Here is a 19,696-nt window from a genome sequence, read left to right as displayed (position 1 = left end):
GCTCAGGAAGCATCGCATCAGGGTAAACCCGAAACTTTCCCACGGTTACAAATTGCGATCTGCTGTTGCAATGACGCATGTCTAGCGAAATTTTTTGGCACAATCTCGCGGCACTCTCTTGAGGAAAGCAATGATGCGACGTGTGGTGTTCAATCAGAAGGGCGGGGTCGGAAAATCGACCATCACCTGCAACCTGGCGGCGATCAGTGCCCACCAGGGCATGCGGACGCTGGTGGTGGATCTCGATCCGCAGGGCAATTCGACGCAGTACCTGCTCGGCGAGTCGGGCAACGCCTTCGATGCAACGCTGGCCGATTTCTTCGATCAGACGCTCAACTTCAAGCTCAATCCGAAGAAGACCGGCGACTTCGTCGTCGCGAGCCCGTTCGAAGGGCTCGACGTGATGCCCTCGCACCCCGCGCTTGAAGATCTCCAGAGCAAGCTCGAATCGCGCTACAAGATCTACAAGCTGCGCGATGCGCTCGATGAACTGGCCGAGGACTACGACCTCGTTTACATCGACACCCCGCCGGCACTGAACTTCTACACCCGCTCCGCGCTGATCGCCGCGAATAGCTGCCTGATCCCCTTCGATTGCGATGAATTCTCGCGTCGTGCGCTGTATTCGCTGCTGGAAAACGTCGAGGAGATCAAGTCCGACCACAACCGCGCGCTCGCGGTCGAAGGCATCGTCGTCAACCAGTACCAGGCCCGGGCGGCACTCCCGCAGAAGGTCGTGCAGGAACTCGTCGACGAGGGCCTGCCGGTACTGACGCCCTACCTGTCGGCTTCGGTCAAGATCAAGGAATCGCACGAGCAGTCACGACCGATCATCCATCTCGACCCCAAGCACAAGCTGACGCAGGAGTTCGTCGCATTGCACGACGCCCTCGCCCGCAAGTACGGCGCCTGAAATGTCGGCGGCCAGTCGCTGCGGCCGCCGCGTAGAGCCCGGCTTACGCCGGCGTAAGCCGGGCCACTGCCAGCATCAACCACTTCATGCCGGCCGAGCCGAAGTTGATCTGAACGCGCGCATCGGAGCCGCTGCCTTCGGCGGCGACGATCACCCCTTGGCCGAACTTCGCGTGGGTGACCAACTGGCCGATGCGCAGTCCGCCCAGGTCCTGATTCCGCGCGGGCGCCGGCGCCGGTCGCGGCGAATAGCCACCGCGCGCCGGCTCCCCGCCCCCCCGCATCCCCATGCCGCGCGGACTCGGGGGCGACAGCCACTTCGTAAGCGCCTGCGGAATCTCCTCGAGAAAACGCGAACGCATGTTGTAACGCGTCTGGCCGTGCAACATCCGGCTCTGCGCGAATGACAGATACAGCCGCTGCCGCGCGCGCGTCACCGCGACGTACATCAGGCGCCGCTCCTCCTCCAGCCCCTCCGTTTCCATCGCGCTGTTTTCGTGCGGAAACAAGCCTTCCTCCAGCCCGGAAAGGAAGACGACGTCGAATTCCAGACCCTTCGACGCATGCACGGTCATCAACTGCACCGCTTCACTGCCCGGATCGGCCTGATGGTCGCCCGCCTCGAGCGACGCGTGCGCGAGAAAATCCGCCAGCAAGGCGTGCGACTGGGCCATCGCTTCCGCATCGGGACTCGCATCCGCGAGGAAATTCGCCGCCGCATTGATCAGTTCGTCGAGGTTCTCGAGCCGCTCCTGCCCCTCCTTTTCGCTGCGGTAGAAGTTGCGCAGCCCGCTCGCATCGAGCGCGTGATCGACCAGTTCGGGCAGCGGGAGATTCGCCGTATCCCGGCGCATATCCTCGACCAGACGGACGAACTGCGCGAGCACCGTGCCCGGCTTGCCGGTCAGATGCGGCACCGTCGCATACAGGCTCGTATTCCAGGTCCGCGCCGCGTCCTGCAGCGTCTCGAGCGAACGGGCACCGATGCCGCGCGTCGGGAAATTCACCACGCGGCTAAACGCCGTGTCGTCGTCGGGATTCGCAATCAGGCGCAGATAAGCGAGCGCGTGCTTGATCTCCTGGCGCTCGAAGAAGCGCAATCCGCCGTACACGCGATAAGCGATACCCGACGAAAAAAGCTGATGCTCCAGCACCCGGGATTGAGCATTGGAGCGATACAGCAAGGCGATGTCCGACCGGCTCGCGCCATCCCGCACCAGCGACTGGATTTCTTCGACGATCCAGCGCGCCTCGTCGCTGTCCGCGTAGGCTTCGAACACGCGGATCGGCTCGCCGGCGCCGCGCTCCGTCCACAAGTTCTTGCCCAGGCGGCCGGTGTTGTGCCGGATGATCGCGTTCGCCGCATCGAGAATATTGCCGTGCGAGCGATAGTTCTGCTCCAGGCGAATCACGCTGTCGACGCGGAACTCACGCTCGAAGTCGCGCATATTGCCGACTTCGGCACCGCGGAAGCGGTAGATCGACTGGTCGTCATCGCCCACGCAGAATAGGCAGGCCCCACCTTCCCGCCCCTCGTCAGCGAGCAGCTTCAGCCAGCGGTATTGCAGCCGGTTCGTGTCCTGGAACTCATCGACGAGGATGTGCCGGAATCGGCGCTGGTAGTGACGACGGATGGGCTCGTTGCGTTCGAGCAGCTCATAGCTGCGCAGCAACAACTCCGCAAAATCCACAACAGACTCGCGCTGGCACTGCGCCTCATACTCGATGTAAAGCTCCACGCGGCGGCGCGTGTAATCGTCCCAGGCCTGAACGGCATGCGGACGCAAACCGGCTTCCTTCTGGGCGTTGATGAAGTGCTGCAGCTCACGCGGCGGAAATTTCTCGTCGTCGACGTTGAGAGTCTTCAGCAGACGCTTGATCGCGGCCAGCTGATCGCCGGAATCCAAGATCTGGAACAGTTGAGGCAATCCGGCGTCGCGGTGATGTGTCCGCAACAACCGGTTGCACAGGCCATGAAAGGTACCGATCCACATTCCGCGCGCGGTATGACCGAAGTTCAGCGGCAGCATCGCCGACAGGCGCGCCAGCAACTCCTTGGCGGCCTTGTTCGTGAAGGTGACCGCCAACACCCCCTGTGGATCGACCTGCCCCGTCTGGACCAGCCAAGCGATCCGCGTCGTCAGCACGCGGGTCTTCCCCGAACCGGCGCCCGCAAGAATCAGTGCATGACGCGGGGGGAGAGTGACGGCCTGGAGTTGTTCGGCGTTCAGATTGGCAAGCAGATCGGACATGCGTTTTTTCCTCTAGAGGCCGAGATTCTAACCGGCACGGGCATCAAGACTGGCATCTCCACCACTGTTGCGGCGCTGCAACACGACCCTTGAAGTTGTCTGACCATTGGACTAATTTCCAATTGTGCAAAGCAACACAGGTTTGAGCGGGATCAAGGCAGGCCACGGTTTGAGGCTTCAAAATCCGCTCCGCTCGACATGACGCACTGCAATAACCGCGCGCACCACCGGCCCAAAAAGCGGATCCGTGCGGCGCAAGATACGGCCGAAAATGGTCGATTGGAGAAGCAAATGATGAAGACCCCAAAGCTGCTGCCCTGGTATGCCCGCAAGGCAGGCGTATCGATCGAACGTGCCACGGTCCTGTGGCACAAGGCCGTACGTGAGGCAACGGCTGAAACCGGCTGGGTTGGCACCTCCGAATACTGGGGCGAAGCGATGAACTCCTTCCTCCGCCTCCTCGAAGAAGAGCGCGACAGCTTCTGCGCTCCGCACGTGACACCCTTCGTGCGCACCCAAAACCGTATCTGGCGCCTGCCGCTGACCGCGATGGAAGACATGTTCGCCGCCTTTTCGGCGAACTGGCAGCGCCACGACGGCACGTCGCGCAAAGCGGCCTGAGCCGTCATCCCGAATTCGCGCCCTCCGGCGCACCCATCTTCCTCCCTCTCCCTCAGTGGAGATTCAAGCATCCGGCGCAAGTCCGGGTGCTTTTTTTTGCCCGCATTCCCCGTCGACCCGTAGCGCGTCGCGCACGAGCCGGCAGGGCTTCGCGCTATACTTGCGCGTTTTCCACGCCTTTAGCCCCTCCCATGCAGGACAAATACACCCCCGCGACGGTAGAAGCCGCTGCCCAACAGCACTGGGAAAGCACCCAGGCGTTCCGTGTCACCGAGGACGCGAACAAGCCCAAGTACTACTGCCTGAGCATGTTCCCCTACCCCTCGGGCAAGCTGCACATGGGCCACGTGCGCAACTACACCATCGGTGACGTGCTCGCCCGCTATCACCGCATGCGCGGCTACAACGTCCTGCAACCCATGGGCTGGGACGCGTTCGGCATGCCGGCGGAAAACGCCGCGATCCAGAACAACGTGCCGCCGGCGAAGTGGACCTACGCCAACATCGACTACATGAAGGGCCAGCTGAAGCGCCTGGGCTTCGCGATCGACTGGTCGCGCGAGCTCGCGACCTGCAAGCCCGACTACTACCGCTGGGAACAGTGGCTCTTTACGCGCCTGTACAAGAAAGGCCTGGTCTACAAGCGCCTCGGCACCGTCAACTGGGACCCGGTCGACGAGACCGTGCTTGCCAACGAGCAGGTCATCGATGGCCGCGGCTGGCGCAGCGGCGCTGTGGTCGAAAAACGCGAAATACCGATGTACTACATGAAGATCACCGCCTACGCGGATGAGCTTCTCGACGCGCTTGACGGCCTGCCGGGCTGGCCTGAGCAGGTCAAGCTGATGCAGAAGAACTGGATCGGCCGCTCCGAAGGCGTCGAAATCCATTTCCCCTACGACCTGTCGACGGTCGGCAGCTCAGGCGTGCTGAAGGTCTTCACGACCCGCGCCGACACCCTGCTGGGCGCGACCTACGTCGCCGTCGCGGCCGAGCATCCGCTTGCGCTGCAAGCCGCGAAGAACAATCCGGAACTCGCCGCCTTCGTCGACGAATGCCGCCACGGCGGTATCGCCGAAGCCGATCTTGCGACGATCGAGAAGAAGGGCATGCCGACCGGCCTGCGCGTCGTGCATCCGATCACCGGCGAATATCTCCCGGTGTGGGTCGCCAACTACGTGCTGATGGGCTACGGCGAAGGTGCGGTGATGGCCGTCCCCGCCCACGACGAACGCGACTTCGCCTTCGCAACCAAGTACCAACTGCCGATCCAGATGGTCGTGCGCTCGACCCGCGACGCTTATTCGGAAACCGCCGCCCCGTGGCAGGACGCCTACGCTGAACCCGGTCGCCTCGTGAATTCGCGCAAGTACGACGGCCTGCACTTTCAGGACGCCGTCGATGCGATCTCGGCCGACCTGCAGGCCACCGGCCTCGGCATGAAGCGCACCCAGTACCGCCTGCGCGATTGGGGCATCTCGCGCCAGCGCTACTGGGGTTGCCCGATCCCGATGATCCACTGCGACGACTGCGGCGACGTCCCCGTGCCGGACGAGCAACTGCCGGTCGTGCTGCCCGAGAACGTCGAAGTCACCGGCCGCGGTTCGCCGCTGGCCAAGATGCCCGAGTTCTACCAGTGCTCCTGCCCGAGCTGTGGCAAGCCGGCACGGCGCGAAACCGACACGATGGACACCTTCGTCGAGTCGTCCTGGTACTTCCTGCGCTACGCCTGCACCGACAATGCCACTGCGATGGTCGATTCGCGCGTCAATTACTGGGCGCCGGTCGACCAGTACATCGGCGGCATCGAACATGCGATCCTGCACCTCCTCTACTCGCGCTTTTTCACCCGTGCGATGCGCGACGAAGGCATGGTCAACGTCTCCGAGCCCTTCACCAACCTGCTGACGCAGGGCATGGTGGTCGCCGACACCTACTACCGCGAAGCCGACAACGGCAAGAAGGATTGGATCAACCCGGCCGACGTCCAGGTCGAGCGTGATGACAAGGGCCGTCCCGTCGGCGCGAAGCTCACTGCCGACGGCCAGCCCGTCGTCATCGGCGGCACCGAAAAGATGTCGAAGTCGAAGAACAACGGCGTCGACCCACAGGCGCTCGTCGAGCGTTACGGCGCCGACACGGCCCGCCTCTTCATCATCTTCGCCGCACCGCCCGATCAACAGCTCGAATGGTCGGATTCCGGCGTCGAAGGCGCGTACCGCTTCCTGCGCCGCGTGTGGTCCTTCGGCCACGCTTTCGCAACCGAATACAAGGCGGCTCTGCCCGCCAGCCGCAGCCTGGCTTCCGCCAAGCTGCCGGAAAGCCTGGCCGCCGTGCGTCGCGAAATCCACACCTGTCTCAAGCAGGCCAACTACGACTTCGGCAAGCATCAGTTCAACACCGTCGTTTCGGCGGCGATGAAGATCCTCAACGCCCTCGAAAAGGCCGCGCGCGACGATGCCGCGGCCCACGCGGAAGTTGTCGAAGAGGGTCTGTCGATCCTGCTGCGCCTGCTCGCACCGATCACGCCACACGTCGCGCATGCGCTATGGAGCGAGTGTGGTTTCGCCGGCGACCTGCTGCAGGCCGCCTGGCCGGAGCCGTCGGAGAGCGCGCTCAAGCAGGACGAGATCGAACTCGTCGTGCAGGTGAACGGCAAGCTCCGCGGCAGCGTGAAGGTCGCCGCCGACGCGCCGACCTCGCAGATCGAAGCCCTCGCGCTGGCCTCGGAAGCCGCCGTGAAATTCATGGAAGGCAAGCCGCCGCGCAAGGTCGTGGTCGTGCCGGGCCGGCTCGTCAATATCGTCGTCTGAGGAAGCTCCGGATGTCCCACAGCCGTTCGCGTCGCCGCACGCTCGCTGCACTCGCCGCCCTCGCGACAGCCGGAGCGCTCTCCGGCTGCGGCTTCCAGCTGCGCGGCCCACGGCCGCTGGCGTTTTCGAGCATCTACTTAGGTGTAAGCACCCAGAGTGACCTGGGTGCGGCGTTGCGGCGCCGGATTCGCGCCAGCGGCAGCACCAGCGTCGAAGACGATCCGGCAAGAGCCGACGTGCGTCTCGAAATCCTGCGCAACGAACGCCACCGCGACATCCTGACGCTGACCGGCGCCGGCAAGGTCCGCGAGTATGAACTGACCTACTCGATCGCCTTCCGGCTCGTCGACCGCTCCGGCGCGGAGCGAATTGCCCCAACGGTCATCACCGCGAAACGCGAATACAATTTCGACGACTCGCAGGTGCTGGCGAAGGAACAGGAAGAGGCGCTGCTATACAACGACATGCAGGGCGACCTGGTCGAGCAGTTGGTGCGGCGCCTGGCCGCCGTCAAGTCGTGATCCTGCGCCCGGACCAGCTGCCAGGAATCCTCGAGAAACCGCTCGCCCCGCTCTACCTGCTGCATGGCAACGAGCCGCTCCTGGTGCTCGAAGCCGCGGACCTCATACGTGCCGCGGCTCGTCGCCAGGGTTACACGGAGCGGGAAACGCTGGTTGTCGGACAAGGCTTCAAGTGGGATGCACTGAATGCCGCCGCCGGCAATTTTTCGCTGTTCGGCGGTTCGAAGCTAATCGACCTCCGCATCCCCAACGGAAAACCCGGACGGGACGGCGGCGACGCGCTGCAACGCCACGCACGCAACGCGACCGACGGCGTCGTCACACTGATCACACTACCGGAACTCGACTGGGCGGCCCGCAAGGCGGCTTGGTTCACGGCGCTATCCGAAGCCGGGATTGCAGTCGAACTCAATGCCCCTGAACGCGAACGCTTGCCGGAATGGATCGGCGCACGACTCGCGCGTCAGAAGCAGAGCGCGGCGCCCGAAGCGCTCGCCTTCATCGCCGATCACGTCGAAGGCAACCTGCTCGCCGCACACCAGGAAATTCTCAAACTCGGACTGTTGCACGAGGAAGGCAGGCTGAGCCTTGAGGACGTGCAGGACGCGGTGCTGAACGTCGCGCGCTACGACATCGACAAACTCCGTCACGCCGTCCTCGAGGGGGACCCGTCGCGCTGCGTTCGACTGCTCGAAGGCCTACAAGGCGAAGGCGCCGCGCCGCCACTGGTGCTGTGGGCGCTCGCCAACGAAATCCGCACCCTCGCCTCACTCAGCACAGGTGTCGCGGCCGGCCAACAACTGACAGCGCTGATGAAGGCGGAGCGGATCTTCGACGAACGGCGCCGCCAGGCCATCCAGCGCGCGCTGCCGCGACTTCAGCCTGCGGCCCTGCGCGCGGCCCTGCTGCACGCGGCAAAGATCGATCGCATCATCAAAGGACTTACCGCCGGCGACGTCTGGGACGAGTTCCAGCAACTCGCCTTGCGCCTCTCGCGACGCTGACCGCTGCCGTAGCGACGCGTCACAGCTTCGCGCCATCCCTTCCGCACTGCCCACTGGCCGCGAAGGCACGTTCGATGTTTTAATCGTCTTTTGATTCGCAACACCGAACGCTCATGGATATCCAGGAATACATGCAGACCTTGGGCCGCCAGGCCCGCGCCGCGTCGCGCCAACTGGCGGCGGCATCGACCGCCGACAAGAACCGCGCGTTGCTCGCGATGGCTGCTGCGATCCGCGAGCGCAGCGCCGAACTTCTGGCCGCCAACGCCCGCGACCTCGAAGAAGCCCGTGCTGCCGGACTCGAACCGGCGATGATCGACCGCCTGACCCTCAGCGCGACGGGCATCGAAGCGATGGCCGCCGGCCTCGAACAGATCGCCGCCCTGCCCGATCCGGTCGGCGAAATCACGGACGTCAAGCGCCGTCCATCCGGCATCGAAGTCGGCAAGATGCGCGTACCGCTCGGCGTCATCGGCATCATCTACGAGGCCCGCCCGAACGTGACGGCCGATGCGGCAGCGCTCTGCCTCAAGTCCGGCAACGCCGCGATCCTGCGCGGAGGCAAGGAAGCCCTGCACTGCAACCAGGCGATCGCGGCCTGCGTCCGGAGCGGCCTCGCAGCCGCGGGCCTGCCCGAAGCCGCCGTGCAGGTCGTGGACACCACCGACCGCGCCGCCGTCGGCCATCTGATCACGATGCCCGAGTACGTTGACGTGATCGTCCCGCGTGGCGGCAAGGGCCTGATCGAACGCATCTCGCGCGAAGCGCGCGTGCCGGTCATCAAGCACCTGGACGGCAACTGCCACGTCTACGTCGAAACCCAGGCCGATCCGGACAAGATCACTCCGATCGTCGAAAACGCCAAGACACAACGCTACGGCACCTGCAATACCGCCGAGTCGCTCTTGATCGACCGTGCCGTCGCCAAACGCTTCCTGCCCGAGATCGGACGCATGCTGGCGGCCAAGCACGTCGAAATGCGCTGCTGCCCGGAATCGCTCGCGATTCTGCGCGAAGCGGGAGTCGATGCCGATCGCCTCGTCGCCGCCACGGAGCAGGACTGGCATGAGGAATACCTCGCCCCGATCATCGCCGTCAAAGTCGTCGCCGGCATCGACGAGGCGATTTCGCACATCAATGCCTACAGTTCGGGTCACACGGAAGCCATCATCACCGAGAATCACTCCCGCGCGATGCGCTTCCTGCGCGAAGTCGATTCGGCCTCGGTCATGGTCAACGCCTCGACCCGCTTCGCCGACGGCTTCGAATACGGTCTCGGAGCCGAAATCGGCATCTCGACCGACAAGATCCATGCGCGCGGCCCGGTCGGCCTAGAAGGGCTGACGAGCCAGAAGTGGATCGTGTTCGGCAATGGCGAAGTGCGGCGCTGAACGCACGACCAACCGGGGGACAAGATGGGGATCCTGAACGGCCTGCGGCGATCGGTCGCACTCCTTTTCCTGGTTTTCTGGGCCTGCGGCGCGCAAGCGACCACCGACGTGGCGGGCATCGGTTTCGACGACGCGACAACCGTCGCAGGCCAATCGCTCGCCCTGAACGGCGCAGGACTTCGGACCCGAATGGTCTTCAAGGTCTATGCGATCGGCCTTTATCTGCCGCAACGCGCCGGCAACCTTGCCGCAATCCTCTCTGCGCCTGGAGCGAAACGAATCCGCCTCGTGACGCTGCGCGATCTGGATGCCGAGCAGTTCGTCGGGGGCTTGCTGGAAGGCCTGAAGAAGAACCATACGCCGCAAGAATTGGCTTCGCTCCAGCCCTCGATCGACGCATTCCGCAATATCATGCTGTCGCTGAAGGAGACCCCAAAAGGCACCCAGGTCCTGCTCGACTCGATTCCCGGCAGCGGCACGCGGCTGACTGTCGGCGGCACGCGTCGCGGCGACGACATCCCCAACGAAGGCTTCTATCCGGCCCTGCTCCGCATCTGGCTCGGCGAACACCCCGCCGACGACGAACTCAAGCAAGCCCTATTGGGCAAGGGCAGCTGAGGCTCGCTTGATCGCCACCCGCCGTCCACCTTCGATGACCGAATTCGCCGCAGTCATCGAATTGCCCTTCGGACATTTCGGCATTCGCACCGCCGAGGACCGCGTGCAGGAACTCGTCTTTCTTCCGCCCGACGCGACCCCCAAGTCTCCCGACAATCTTCTGGCCGAGCGCGCCGCGCATCAAATCGCGCTCTGGATCGAAGATCCGGACCGCCCCTTCGACCTGCCGCTCGTCGAACGCGGCACGGCTTTCCAGCGCCGCGTATGGGCGGCCATCACAGCAATCCCGCGAGGCCGACAGCGCCGTTACGGCAGCATCGCCGCGGAACTCGGCAGCGCCGCACGCGCCGTCGGGCAGGCCTGCGGCGCCAATCCCTTTCCGCTGGTGGTTCCCTGCCACCGTGTCGTCGCCGCAGGAAGCCTCGGCGGCTTCGCGAACGCCACGGACGGCTACCTCATCAGCGCGAAACGCTGGCTGCTCGAATTCGAAGCACGGTCGTGAGCAGCACGGAAAGCCGACTTCCGGCCGAGACCCTTGCCGAGCTCGATGCCTTCAACGACGCAATGTGGCTCGAGCACGGCCTGTCGAAGAACACACTCGCGAGCTACCGCAGCGATCTCGCGCTATTTGCGCATTGGCTGCAGCGCCGCGGCGGCACCCTTAGCCAAGCCGACGCCGCCGACCTGATGGCCTATCTGGCCGAATTCAGTCTTGCCGCCCGTCCCACCAGCCAGCGACGACTCCTATCGTCATGGCGCCGTTATTTTCATTATCTCCTCGCTCAAGGGCGCATCGACACCGATCCCACCGCTCTGCTGGATCCACCGATGCGCACCGAGCGTTTCCCGAAAACCCTGACCGAAAGACAAGTTGAAAGCCTCCTCGCGGCTCCCGACCTCGACACCCCGACCGGCCTGCGCGACCGCAGCATGATCGAGGTCATGTACGCCAGCGGATTGCGCGTATCGGAACTCGTCGAACTCAAGATCTTTTCGGTCAGCATCAACGACGGACTGGTCAGGATAATGGGAAAAGGAAACAAGGAGCGGCTCGTCCCGCTCGGAGAAGAGGCGGTCGACTGGCTTCGACGCTATATTCAGGAAGCGCGTCCGATATTGCTTGCTCGCCGCAGTTGCGACGAAGTCTTCGTCACGCGGCGAGGCTCCGGCATGAGCCGCCAGATGTTCTGGCGCATCATCAAACAATACGCGCTCGTCGCCGGGATTCCCACGGACCGCATTTCGCCCCATACCTTGCGCCATGCCTTCGCAACCCATCTGCTGAATCATGGCGCCGACCTGCGAGTCGTGCAGATGCTCCTCGGACACGCGGACATTTCCACGACCCAGGTCTATACGCACATCGCGCGCGAACGACTCAAGTCCCTGCACGAAATTCATCATCCCCGCGCTTGAGGCCGCCGCATTGCCGTCGCATAATCCGCAGGATCGACCGCGGATTACTCCCATGAGCAAAATGCAACAACATGCGCCCGAAACTCCGGCGACGCGATTTCTCAAGCAACATCACATCGCTTTTTCTACCCATCTTTACGAATACGAGCCTCACGGGGGAACGAGCGTTTCGTCGCGCGAACTAAATGTTTCGGAACACTCCGTTATCAAGACGCTGATAATGGAAGATGAAAACGGCGAACCGCTTGTTGTGCTGATGCATGGCGACCACAAGGTGTCGACGAAGGAACTTGCGCGCCAGACCGGACGCAAACGCATCGAGCCTTGCGCCCCCGAGGTGGCCAATCGTCATTCCGGCTATCTCGTCGGAGGCACCTCTCCTTTCGGACTGCGCAAGCGCATGCCGATTCTCATGGAAAAAACCATTCTCGACCTGCCGCTCATCTACATCAACGGCGGCAGGCGCGGCTTCCTCATCGGCATTCACCCGCATGATGTGATCCGAATTCTCCAGCCGCAACTCGTGGAGGTCGCGATTTGATTCGTGACTTTATGCCCTGATTAATCCCCGGAATTGCGAAAAAGATTTTAACCGCCGAATTTTGCTGGCAGAATATCCGAAGCCAATCATGGATCAGAGCGCATCCCGACACCGGGACCGATCCGAATTGACACCGATCTCGCAATAACCACATGTACAAACGGGGATAAAAATGGAAATCGCCAAACTGTCGCTGACCGAATTGCGTCGTCTTCAATCGAAGATCGAGACCGAAATTCGGCGCCGCAGCGACGCTACGCGTCGCGACCTGCTCAAGAAGATGCAGAAGATGGCGGCCGATGAAGGTCTATCCCTGAGCGACCTGCTGCCTAATGCCGCAACCGAAGAAAAGGCAGCTCCGGCCAAGGCCAAAGCCAAGGGCAAAGCCGCCAGCAAGAAGACCGGCACGGTTCCGGTCAAGTACCGCAATCCGGCCAACCCGTCGATCGGCTGGAGCGGCCGTGGCCGCAAGCCCCAGTGGGTAATCGACTGGCTGGGGCAAAACAAGCCCTTGGCCGATCTCGAAGCGAAAGCGGAAGCTTGATCCGGGCGCCATGCGCCCGACATCCCGAGCTTTCAGCTCGCCGTCGCGGGAGGAGAAACCCCCTCCTTCCCGCGCTGAATGAATACGCCCACGCGGCGCACTCCTTTCATCACGCCGATCTTGGCAATCCGGATCTTCACCCACGGCGCGCCGAAATCGTCGAGCAGCAGCTTGACGACGAATTCCCCGAGCGTTTCGATAAGATTGAAATGCTGCTCGGCCAGCTCCTTGCGTATCCGCTCGATCACTTCCGCATAGTTGATGGTATCGGCAATATCGTCGTGCTCGGCGGCGGAATCGGGAACACCGAAGGTCAGGTTCAGCTCGACCGTCTGCGGCGCAGCCTTCTCGCGCGGATAGATTCCTATCCACGCCTGCACTCGCAGCTCCTCAATGAAAATAAAGTCCATGGCGGTTCCTGATTAGAATCGCGGCAATTCTAGGTGAAAACATGACCCTGCTGCCTCTCTTACTCGCCGGCTACCTTCTCGGCTCGATCCCGTTTGCGATTGTCTCAAGCCGTTTGTTCGGCTTGGCAGACCCGCGCAAGTACGGATCCGGCAATCCGGGCGCCACCAATGTACTGCGCAGTGGCAACAAAGGCGCGGCACTGATGACCCTGGTCGGAGACTGCGCAAAAGGCTGGCTCGCGGTGTGGGCCGCGCAACGTCTGGGCTTCGAACCCACGATCGCCGCACTCGCCGGCCTCGCGGCCTTCCTCGGCCACGTCTTCAGCGTCTTCCTGCGCTTCAATGGCGGAAAGGGCGTTGCCACCGCGCTTGGTGTTCTCGCCGGCATCAGCGGATGGATCGCATTGACCGCGCTGCTCGTCTGGCTCGCCGTCGCCTTCACCACTCGCTACTCGTCCGCGGCAGCCCTTGCCGCTGCCGTCGCAACGCCTATTGCCGGCTATCTGATCCTTGGCTCTACTCCGACGATCACGGTACTCCTGCTGATCGCAGCCATCCTGATCTGGCGTCACGCCCCCAATATCCGCAAGCTGCTCAACGGCACTGAAAGCAAGATCGGTTCGCGCAAGAAGGCCTGACGCCTTATGCTCCGGCCGCAAGCGCATTCGGCGACCGTAATGCTGCAAGCGGCCAGCGCGGATACACTCGCACGGCGAAGTCCGGATTGACGACCTGACCCGCCTTCAACCTCAGCGCGCCTGCAAAAGCAATCATGGCGCCGTTATCCGTGCAAAGCTCGGGTTCGGGATAGTAGACACGCCACTTCCGCCGACGCGCCGCACTATCCAGCCTTTCCCGCAAGCGACGATTGGCCCCTACGCCGCCGGCGACGACGAGCCGCGAATGCCCGGTCTGCTCCAGGGCCTTCAGCGCCTTCGCGCACAACACCTCGACGACCGCCTCCTGGAAATCCGCCGCCAGATCCGCGACGTGCGCCGGATTCCACGCATCGCCGGAGACAACATTCAATACCGCCGTTTTCAGGCCGCTGAAGCTGAAGTCCAGATCGCCCGAGCGCAACATCGGCCGCGGCAACGCAAAGCATCCGGGCTTTCCGGACTCCGCCAAGCGTGCCAGTTGCGGACCGCCGGGGTAGCCCAGTCCGATCAGTTTCGCCGTCTTGTCGAAAGCCTCGCCGGCGGCATCGTCGAGCGACTCGCCCAGCAGCGCGTATTCGCCGACGCCGGTCACTTCCATCAATTGAGTATGCCCCCCGGAGACCAGCAGGGCCACAAACGGAAACTGCGGCGGATCCTGCGCCAGCAGAGGTGAAAGCAAGTGCCCCTCGAGATGATGAACCGGCAGGACCGGCACATCCAATGCGAGGCCCAGCGACTCCGCATAGCTCGCGCCCACCAGCAACGCTCCGGCGAGCCCTGGACCCGCGGTGTAGGCAATGGCGTCGATCTGCGGCAGCCCGCAGTCCGCCGCCTCAAGCGTCTGCCGTACGAGAACCGGCAAGAGCCGTATATGGTCACGCGATGCAAGCTCGGGCACGACGCCGCCATAGGCCGCGTGCAGGTCGATCTGCGAGTGCACCCGATGCCCGAGCAATCCGGCATCGGTATCGAATACCGCCACCCCGGTCTCGTCGCACGAAGTCTCGATTCCCAGCACTCTCATCCTTGCCCCAGTCGCTCTTTCCGCGTAAGAAACCCGCATTCTAACGACCTTGACAAGCCGAAGCTAAGTTTCTGCTTGGCTTATCCGGAGTCAGCCGATATAATTGCTCTCTTTTCCGCCTACAGAATCCACAAGGAAGTTCGCAATGCCGGGTATCCGCGTCAAGGAAAACGAACCGTTTGAGGTTGCCCTCCGCCGCTTCAAGCGCACCATCGAAAAAACCGGGTTGCTGACCGAGCTGCGCGCCCGCGAGTTCTACGAGAAGCCTACCGCGGAACGCAAGCGCAAGTCGGCCGCCGCCGTCAAGCGCACCCAGAAGCGCCTGCGCTCCCAGATGCTGCCGCCGAAGCTCTACTAAGAAGCTTCAGCCACGTCTGACGACCCACACCGGGTGCGGATCTGAAGATTCGCACCCGGTGTGGTTTTGCTTTTCGACATCGGAGTCGCCATGTCTCTCAAACTACGCATCCAGGACGACATGAAGGCCGCCCTGCGCGCGAAGGATAGCGCACGGCTGTCAGCCATCCGCATGCTGATCGCCGCCATCAAGCAACGCGAAATCGACGAGCGCGTCGAGCTCGACGAAGCCGGCGTCATGGCGACGGTCGAAAAGCTCGTCAAACAACGCCGCGACGCCGCCACGCAATACGACGCCGGCAACCGCCCCGAACTCGCCGCCGCCGAGCGTTTCGAAATCGAAGTGCTGTCGGCCTACCTGCCCGCAGCCCTATCCGACGCCGAGCTCGATGCCGCGATCGATGCAGCCATTGCCGAGAGCGGCGCAGCCGGCCCGGCCGACATGGGTCGCGTCATGGCACCGCTGAAGGCGCGCCTTGCGGGTCGCGCCGACATGTCGGAAGTGTCGCGGCGCGTTCGCGCCCGCCTGGCTTCCTGACCGCTCGCCGCCGAAGCACGGCGGCAGGCCGGCCATGATCCCGCAGTCGTTCATTCAGGACCTCCTCGCTCGCGTCGACATCGTCGACGTGGTCGAGCGCCACCTCACCCTGAAGAAGAGCGGCGCCAACTATTTTGCCTGCTGCCCCTTCCACGGCGAAAAATCGGCCTCCTTTTCTGTCAGCCCGAGCAAGCAGTTCTACCACTGCTTCGGATGCGGTGCCCATGGCACCGCGATCAGCTTCCTGATGGAATACAGCGGCCTGCCCTTCGTCGACGCCGTCAAGGAACTCGCGAGCTACGCGGGGCTGCAGGTTCCGCAATCCCAAGGCGGGCACGATCGCCAGCCTGCTACACCCGAACATGACGACCTCCTCGCTGCGATGACTGCCGCGGCGCGCTTCTACCGCGACCAACTGAAGCACGCCCCGGTCGCCATCGACTACCTGAAGCGTCGCGGCCTGACGGGCGAAATCTGCGTCCGATTCGGCATCGGATTCGCCCCCGACGACTGGCATGGATTGCGTCGGATCTTTCCCGAGTACGAGCGCAAGGCGCTGCTCGACGCCGGCCTCGTCATCGAGAACGATGCCGGACGGCGCTACGACCGCTTCCGCAACCGCATCATGTTCCCCATCCAGGACCGTCGCGGGCGCATCATCGCATTCGGCGGACGAGTGCTCGACGGCGGCGAACCCAAGTATCTGAACTCGCCCGAGACCCCGCTGTTCGAGAAGGGACGCGAACTCTACGGCCTGCCGCAGGCTCAAAAGGCGATCCGCGAGGCCGGCCACACCGTTGTCGTCGAAGGCTACATGGACGTCGTTGCCCTGGCGCAATTCGGCGTTGGCAACGCCGTCGCGACACTCGGCACTGCAACGACACCGCACCACATCAACACTCTGCTGCGTCACGCACAACGCGTCGTGTTCTGTTTCGACGGCGACGCCGCAGGGCGCAAGGCGGCCCGGCGCGCGCTCGAATCGTCGCTCGAGGCTCTACGCGACGACGTCACGCTTGCCTTCCTGTTCCTGCCGGAAGAGCACGATCCGGATTCCTTCGTGCGCGCGTTCGGCGCAGCGGCATTCAGCCAGGCCGCTGCATCGGCAACGCCACTGACCACCTTCCTGCTCAACGAACTGCGCACCGATTGCCCGCTCGATACCGCCGAAGGCCGCGCGCGACTCGTGCACGAAGCGAAGCCGCTCGTGACGCGGGTCGCGGCACCGATGCTGCGACTGCAACTGATCAAGGCCATCGCGGAAGCCAGTGAATTCAGTCAAGCCGAGGTCGAAACGGCCTTCGGACTCAAATCCGAAACGCCGAGACGCGCACCCACGGACTTCCGTCAGGACATGGAGCTCGGCGAACCGCGACGCACACCCTACCCACCCCGCGACCGTCCGAGGCCACGGGGCCGTCAGCGACCGCCATCCGCCATCAACACCCTGCTGCGCCTCGTGCTACACCACCCGATCTGGGCGGCGCGCGTGCCTGTCGACCTCGTCCCGGACGACACCGCCGACGCACGAGCCCTCGTCGCGATCATCGACATGATGAGCACCGGCGATCTCGTGACGAACGGAGGGCTCGGCGCGCTAGTCGAGCAGTTCCGCGAAACGCCTCACAACGAAACGATCGCGCGGGTCGCTGGGGAACTGGTCGATGCCAAATTTGACGAAGCCGTTATCGAGACGCTTTTCGAAGATACATTACGGAAGCTACACGCAGACACCATTGAACGCGAGATTGGCGAACTAACGAACCGCGAGCGCGAAGGTGGCCTGTCGCCGATCGAGCGCACTCGACTTGCCGAGCTAATATTAGAAAAAAGACAGCCCGTCAACTTCCGCAAAGTCGACGACGTTTAGTATAATTGCAGATTACCCCAATTTATCGTTCGCCCGATTCAAGGAGTGCCATGGCTCGCGAAAAAGTCAAGGATTCGCGGAAGGATATCCCGAAAGGACGGGCCTCCAAAGCCAAAGACAAAGCCGTACTGATCGAGGAAGGGGCGCCCGTGGGGGCGCTCGACGCGGAAGTTCGTAAGACCCGTCTGAAAACCCTGATTTCCCTCGGCAAGGAACGCGGCTACCTCACCTACGCCGAAATCAGCGATCACCTGCCCGACGACGTTGCCGACGCCGAGCAGATCGAAGGTATCATCGCGACCTTCAACAACATGGGCATCCGGGTCTTCGACGAAGCTCCAGCTGCCGAAGACCTGCTCATGTCGGACGCCGTCCCGAGCACGGTCGATGAGGATGTCGCGGAAGAAGAAGCCGAGCAGGCGCTGTCGTCGGTCGATTCCGAATTCGGGCGTACCACCGACCCCGTCCGCATGTACATGCGCGAAATGGGCACCGTCGAGCTGCTCACGCGCGAAGGCGAAATCGAAATCGCCAAGCGCATCGAAGACGGCCTGCGTCACATGGTCCAGGCAATCTCCGCCTGCCCGACCACGATCACCGAAATGCTCGAGATCGTGGACAAGGTCGCCGGCGACGAAATGCGCGTCGACGAACTCGTCGACGGCCTGATCGACCCCAATGCCGCCGCCGAGGAAGAAGCCGCGGCGCTCGCGGAGGTCGATGACGAAGGTGCCGAAGACGAAGAAGGCGGTGATGACGCCGGCGACGACGACGACGAAAGCAGCGACGAAGAAAAGGAAGCGGCCGCCAACGCCGCCTCGCTCGCGCAGCTGAAGGCCGACGCGCTGGCGCGCTTCGCGGTCATCCGCAAGTTCAACGAGAGCAAGCTCGAAGCCCTCGCCAAGAACGGCTCGCAAGACCTGAGCTACCTCGCGTTGCAGCAGCAGATCTCGGACGAACTGCTCAATATTCGCTTCACCGCGAAGGCGATCGAACGCCTGTGCGACACCGTGCGTCACATGGTCGAGCAGGTGCGCAGTCACGAGCGTCAGATCCTGCAACTGTGTGTCGACCGCGCCGGCATGCCGCGCCAGCACTTCATCAAGGTCTTCCCGGGGCGCGAAGTCGACCTCAACTGGCTCAAGGACGAGATCGGCGTCGGCAAGAGTTACGCCGAAGGCCTGATGCGCGTGCACCCGGCAGTGCTCGAAGAGCAGCAGAAGCTGATCGACCTGCAGTCGCGCATCGGCATCTCGCTCAAGGAGCTGAAGGACGTCAATCGCCAGATGTCGACGGGCGAGGCGAAGATGCGCCGCGCGAAGCGCGAGATGACCGAGGCCAACCTGCGTCTGGTGATCTCGATTGCCAAGAAGTACACCAACCGCGGCCTGCAGTTCCTCGACCTGATTCAGGAAGGCAACATCGGCCTGATGAAGGCGGTGGACAAGTTCGAATACCGTCGCGGCTACAAGTTCTCGACCTACGCGACGTGGTGGATCCGCCAGGCGATCACCCGCTCGATCGCCGACCAGGCGCGCACCATCCGTATCCCGGTGCACATGATCGAGACGATCAACAAGATGAACCGCATCAGCCGGCAGATCCTGCAGGAAACCGGCCAGGAGCCGGATCCCGCGACGCTCGCCGAAAAGATGGACATGCCCGAGGAGAAGATCCGCAAGATCATGAAGATCTCCAAGGAGCCCATCTCGATGGAAACGCCGATCGGTGACGACGACGATTCGCATCTGGGCGACTTCATCGAGGACCAGGCCACGCTTGCACCGGCCGACGCCGCGATGTATTCCAGCCTGCGCGAAGCGACCGGCGAAGTGCTCGACTCCCTCACGGCCCGTGAGGCGAAAGTCCTGCGCATGCGTTTCGGCATCGAAATGAATACCGACCACACTCTCGAGGAAGTCGGCAAGCAGTTCGACGTCACCCGCGAACGCATCCGCCAGATCGAAGCCAAGGCCCTGCGCAAGCTGCGTCACCCGAGCCGCTCGGAACGTCTGCGCAGCTTCCTCGACAGCGACGCTTGACCCGCTCCAGGCCCGTCCTCTCGGACGGGCAACCGCTTTACGGGCCCATAGCTCAGTCGGTTAGAGCAGGCGACTCATAATCGCTTGGTCGCGGGTTCAAGTCCTGCTGGGCCCACCAGTTGTTCCCGAACGCCAACCCCACCCGGGTTGGCGTTCTGCTTTT

At 63.2% G+C, this 19,696-nt stretch carries 19 protein-coding genes and 1 tRNA gene; 17 read left to right on the top strand and 3 right to left on the bottom strand.

The window, feature by feature from the left end; genetic code table 11:
• Positions 1-133 precede the first annotated feature (133 nt).
• Positions 134-913 carry a ParA family protein gene (locus AZKH_RS06285; RefSeq protein WP_041656988.1) on the top strand — a complete coding sequence of 260 codons (780 nt, stop codon included), beginning with the start codon at positions 134-136 and terminating at the stop codon, positions 911-913.
• 43 nt (positions 914-956) lie between these two features.
• Here the strand turns inward: AZKH_RS06285 and AZKH_RS06280 are convergent, their stop codons facing one another.
• Positions 957-3,164: a UvrD-helicase domain-containing protein gene (locus tag AZKH_RS06280; RefSeq protein WP_015434910.1), complete on the bottom strand. Its 2,208-nt coding sequence runs from the start codon at positions 3,162-3,164 to the stop codon at positions 957-959.
• A gap of 291 nt (positions 3,165-3,455) precedes the next feature.
• On the opposite strand from AZKH_RS06280, the gene AZKH_RS06275 reads away from it, so the two are divergent.
• From AZKH_RS06275 to AZKH_RS06230, 10 genes are all read left to right on the top strand, one after another.
• Positions 3,456-3,785 carry a hypothetical protein gene (locus AZKH_RS06275; RefSeq protein WP_231874472.1) on the top strand — a complete coding sequence of 110 codons (330 nt, stop codon included), beginning with the start codon at positions 3,456-3,458 and terminating at the stop codon, positions 3,783-3,785.
• 191 nt (positions 3,786-3,976) lie between these two features.
• A complete protein-coding gene (gene leuS / locus AZKH_RS06270) occupies positions 3,977-6,598 on the top strand; it encodes a leucine--tRNA ligase (protein WP_015434908.1) in 2,622 nt (873 codons plus the stop codon).
• Between the two features lie 11 nt (positions 6,599-6,609).
• On the top strand, positions 6,610-7,119 hold the full coding sequence (gene lptE, locus AZKH_RS06265) for an LPS assembly lipoprotein LptE (RefSeq protein ID WP_015434907.1): 510 nt from the start codon (positions 6,610-6,612) through the stop codon (positions 7,117-7,119).
• Positions 7,116-8,123 carry a DNA polymerase III subunit delta gene (gene holA / locus AZKH_RS06260; protein ID WP_015434906.1) on the top strand — a complete coding sequence of 336 codons (1,008 nt, stop codon included), beginning with the start codon at positions 7,116-7,118 and terminating at the stop codon, positions 8,121-8,123. Before lptE ends, holA begins: the two co-directional genes overlap by 4 nt.
• A 113-nt stretch (positions 8,124-8,236) precedes the next feature.
• Positions 8,237-9,514 carry a glutamate-5-semialdehyde dehydrogenase gene (locus AZKH_RS06255; protein WP_015434905.1) on the top strand — a complete coding sequence of 426 codons (1,278 nt, stop codon included), beginning with the start codon at positions 8,237-8,239 and terminating at the stop codon, positions 9,512-9,514.
• A 24-nt stretch (positions 9,515-9,538) separates the two neighbouring features.
• Positions 9,539-10,132 (top strand): chalcone isomerase family protein, encoded by a 594-nt coding sequence (locus AZKH_RS06250; RefSeq protein ID WP_015434904.1) that lies wholly within the window; start codon positions 9,539-9,541, stop codon positions 10,130-10,132.
• 34 nt (positions 10,133-10,166) lie between these two features.
• Complete coding sequence (locus tag AZKH_RS27610; RefSeq protein WP_015434903.1) at positions 10,167-10,634, top strand: methylated-DNA--[protein]-cysteine S-methyltransferase; 468 nt, start codon at positions 10,167-10,169, stop codon at positions 10,632-10,634.
• On the top strand, positions 10,631-11,548 hold the full coding sequence (gene xerD, locus AZKH_RS06240; RefSeq protein WP_015434902.1) for a site-specific tyrosine recombinase XerD: 918 nt from the start codon (positions 10,631-10,633) through the stop codon (positions 11,546-11,548). The genes AZKH_RS27610 and xerD overlap by 4 nt, the downstream gene beginning before the upstream one ends.
• A 52-nt stretch (positions 11,549-11,600) precedes the next feature.
• Positions 11,601-12,089 (top strand): Cys-tRNA(Pro) deacylase, encoded by a 489-nt coding sequence (gene ybaK / locus AZKH_RS06235; protein ID WP_015434901.1) that lies wholly within the window; start codon positions 11,601-11,603, stop codon positions 12,087-12,089.
• Positions 12,090-12,261: 172 nt separating this feature from the next.
• Positions 12,262-12,633 carry an H-NS family nucleoid-associated regulatory protein gene (locus tag AZKH_RS06230; protein ID WP_015434900.1) on the top strand — a complete coding sequence of 124 codons (372 nt, stop codon included), beginning with the start codon at positions 12,262-12,264 and terminating at the stop codon, positions 12,631-12,633.
• A 32-nt stretch (positions 12,634-12,665) separates the two neighbouring features.
• Here AZKH_RS06230 and AZKH_RS06225 read toward each other — a convergent pair whose 3' ends face one another.
• A complete protein-coding gene (locus tag AZKH_RS06225; RefSeq protein WP_015434899.1) occupies positions 12,666-13,043 on the bottom strand; it encodes a dihydroneopterin aldolase in 378 nt (125 codons plus the stop codon).
• A 41-nt stretch (positions 13,044-13,084) separates the two neighbouring features.
• On the opposite strand from AZKH_RS06225, the gene plsY reads away from it, so the two are divergent.
• The gene (gene plsY / locus AZKH_RS06220; RefSeq protein ID WP_015434898.1) at positions 13,085-13,681 is read left to right on the top strand and encodes a glycerol-3-phosphate 1-O-acyltransferase PlsY; all 597 of its coding nucleotides are present in this window, start codon (positions 13,085-13,087) and stop codon (positions 13,679-13,681) included.
• Between the two features lie 4 nt (positions 13,682-13,685).
• Here the strand turns inward: plsY and tsaD are convergent, their stop codons facing one another.
• Entirely contained in the window at positions 13,686-14,726 is a 1,041-nt protein-coding gene (gene tsaD, locus AZKH_RS06215; RefSeq protein WP_015434897.1) for a tRNA (adenosine(37)-N6)-threonylcarbamoyltransferase complex transferase subunit TsaD, read from the bottom strand.
• A gap of 145 nt (positions 14,727-14,871) precedes the next feature.
• Between tsaD and rpsU the strand changes: the two genes are divergently transcribed.
• The 5 genes from rpsU (at position 14,872) to AZKH_RS06190 (ending at position 19,651) form a co-directional block, all read left to right on the top strand.
• Positions 14,872-15,084 (top strand): 30S ribosomal protein S21, encoded by a 213-nt coding sequence (gene rpsU / locus AZKH_RS06210; protein ID WP_015434896.1) that lies wholly within the window; start codon positions 14,872-14,874, stop codon positions 15,082-15,084.
• Between the two features lie 90 nt (positions 15,085-15,174).
• Entirely contained in the window at positions 15,175-15,621 is a 447-nt protein-coding gene (locus tag AZKH_RS06205) for a GatB/YqeY domain-containing protein (RefSeq protein WP_041656981.1), read from the top strand.
• Between the two features lie 34 nt (positions 15,622-15,655).
• Positions 15,656-17,491, top strand: coding sequence for a DNA primase (dnaG, locus tag AZKH_RS06200; RefSeq protein ID WP_015434894.1), 1,836 nt, complete (start codon positions 15,656-15,658; stop codon positions 17,489-17,491).
• A 50-nt stretch (positions 17,492-17,541) separates the two neighbouring features.
• Complete coding sequence (gene rpoD / locus AZKH_RS06195; protein ID WP_015434893.1) at positions 17,542-19,533, top strand: RNA polymerase sigma factor RpoD; 1,992 nt, start codon at positions 17,542-17,544, stop codon at positions 19,531-19,533.
• A 41-nt stretch (positions 19,534-19,574) separates the two neighbouring features.
• Positions 19,575-19,651: transfer RNA gene (locus AZKH_RS06190), tRNA-Ile, on the top strand.
• The last annotated feature ends 45 nt before the right edge of the window (positions 19,652-19,696 follow it).

The sequence above is a fragment of the Azoarcus sp. KH32C genome (assembly GCF_000349945.1).
Classification (GTDB): Bacteria; Pseudomonadota; Gammaproteobacteria; order Burkholderiales; family Rhodocyclaceae; genus Aromatoleum.
The sequence above is the reverse complement of the archived record's forward strand: the minus strand, read 5'-3'. Positions and strand labels throughout refer to the sequence as shown.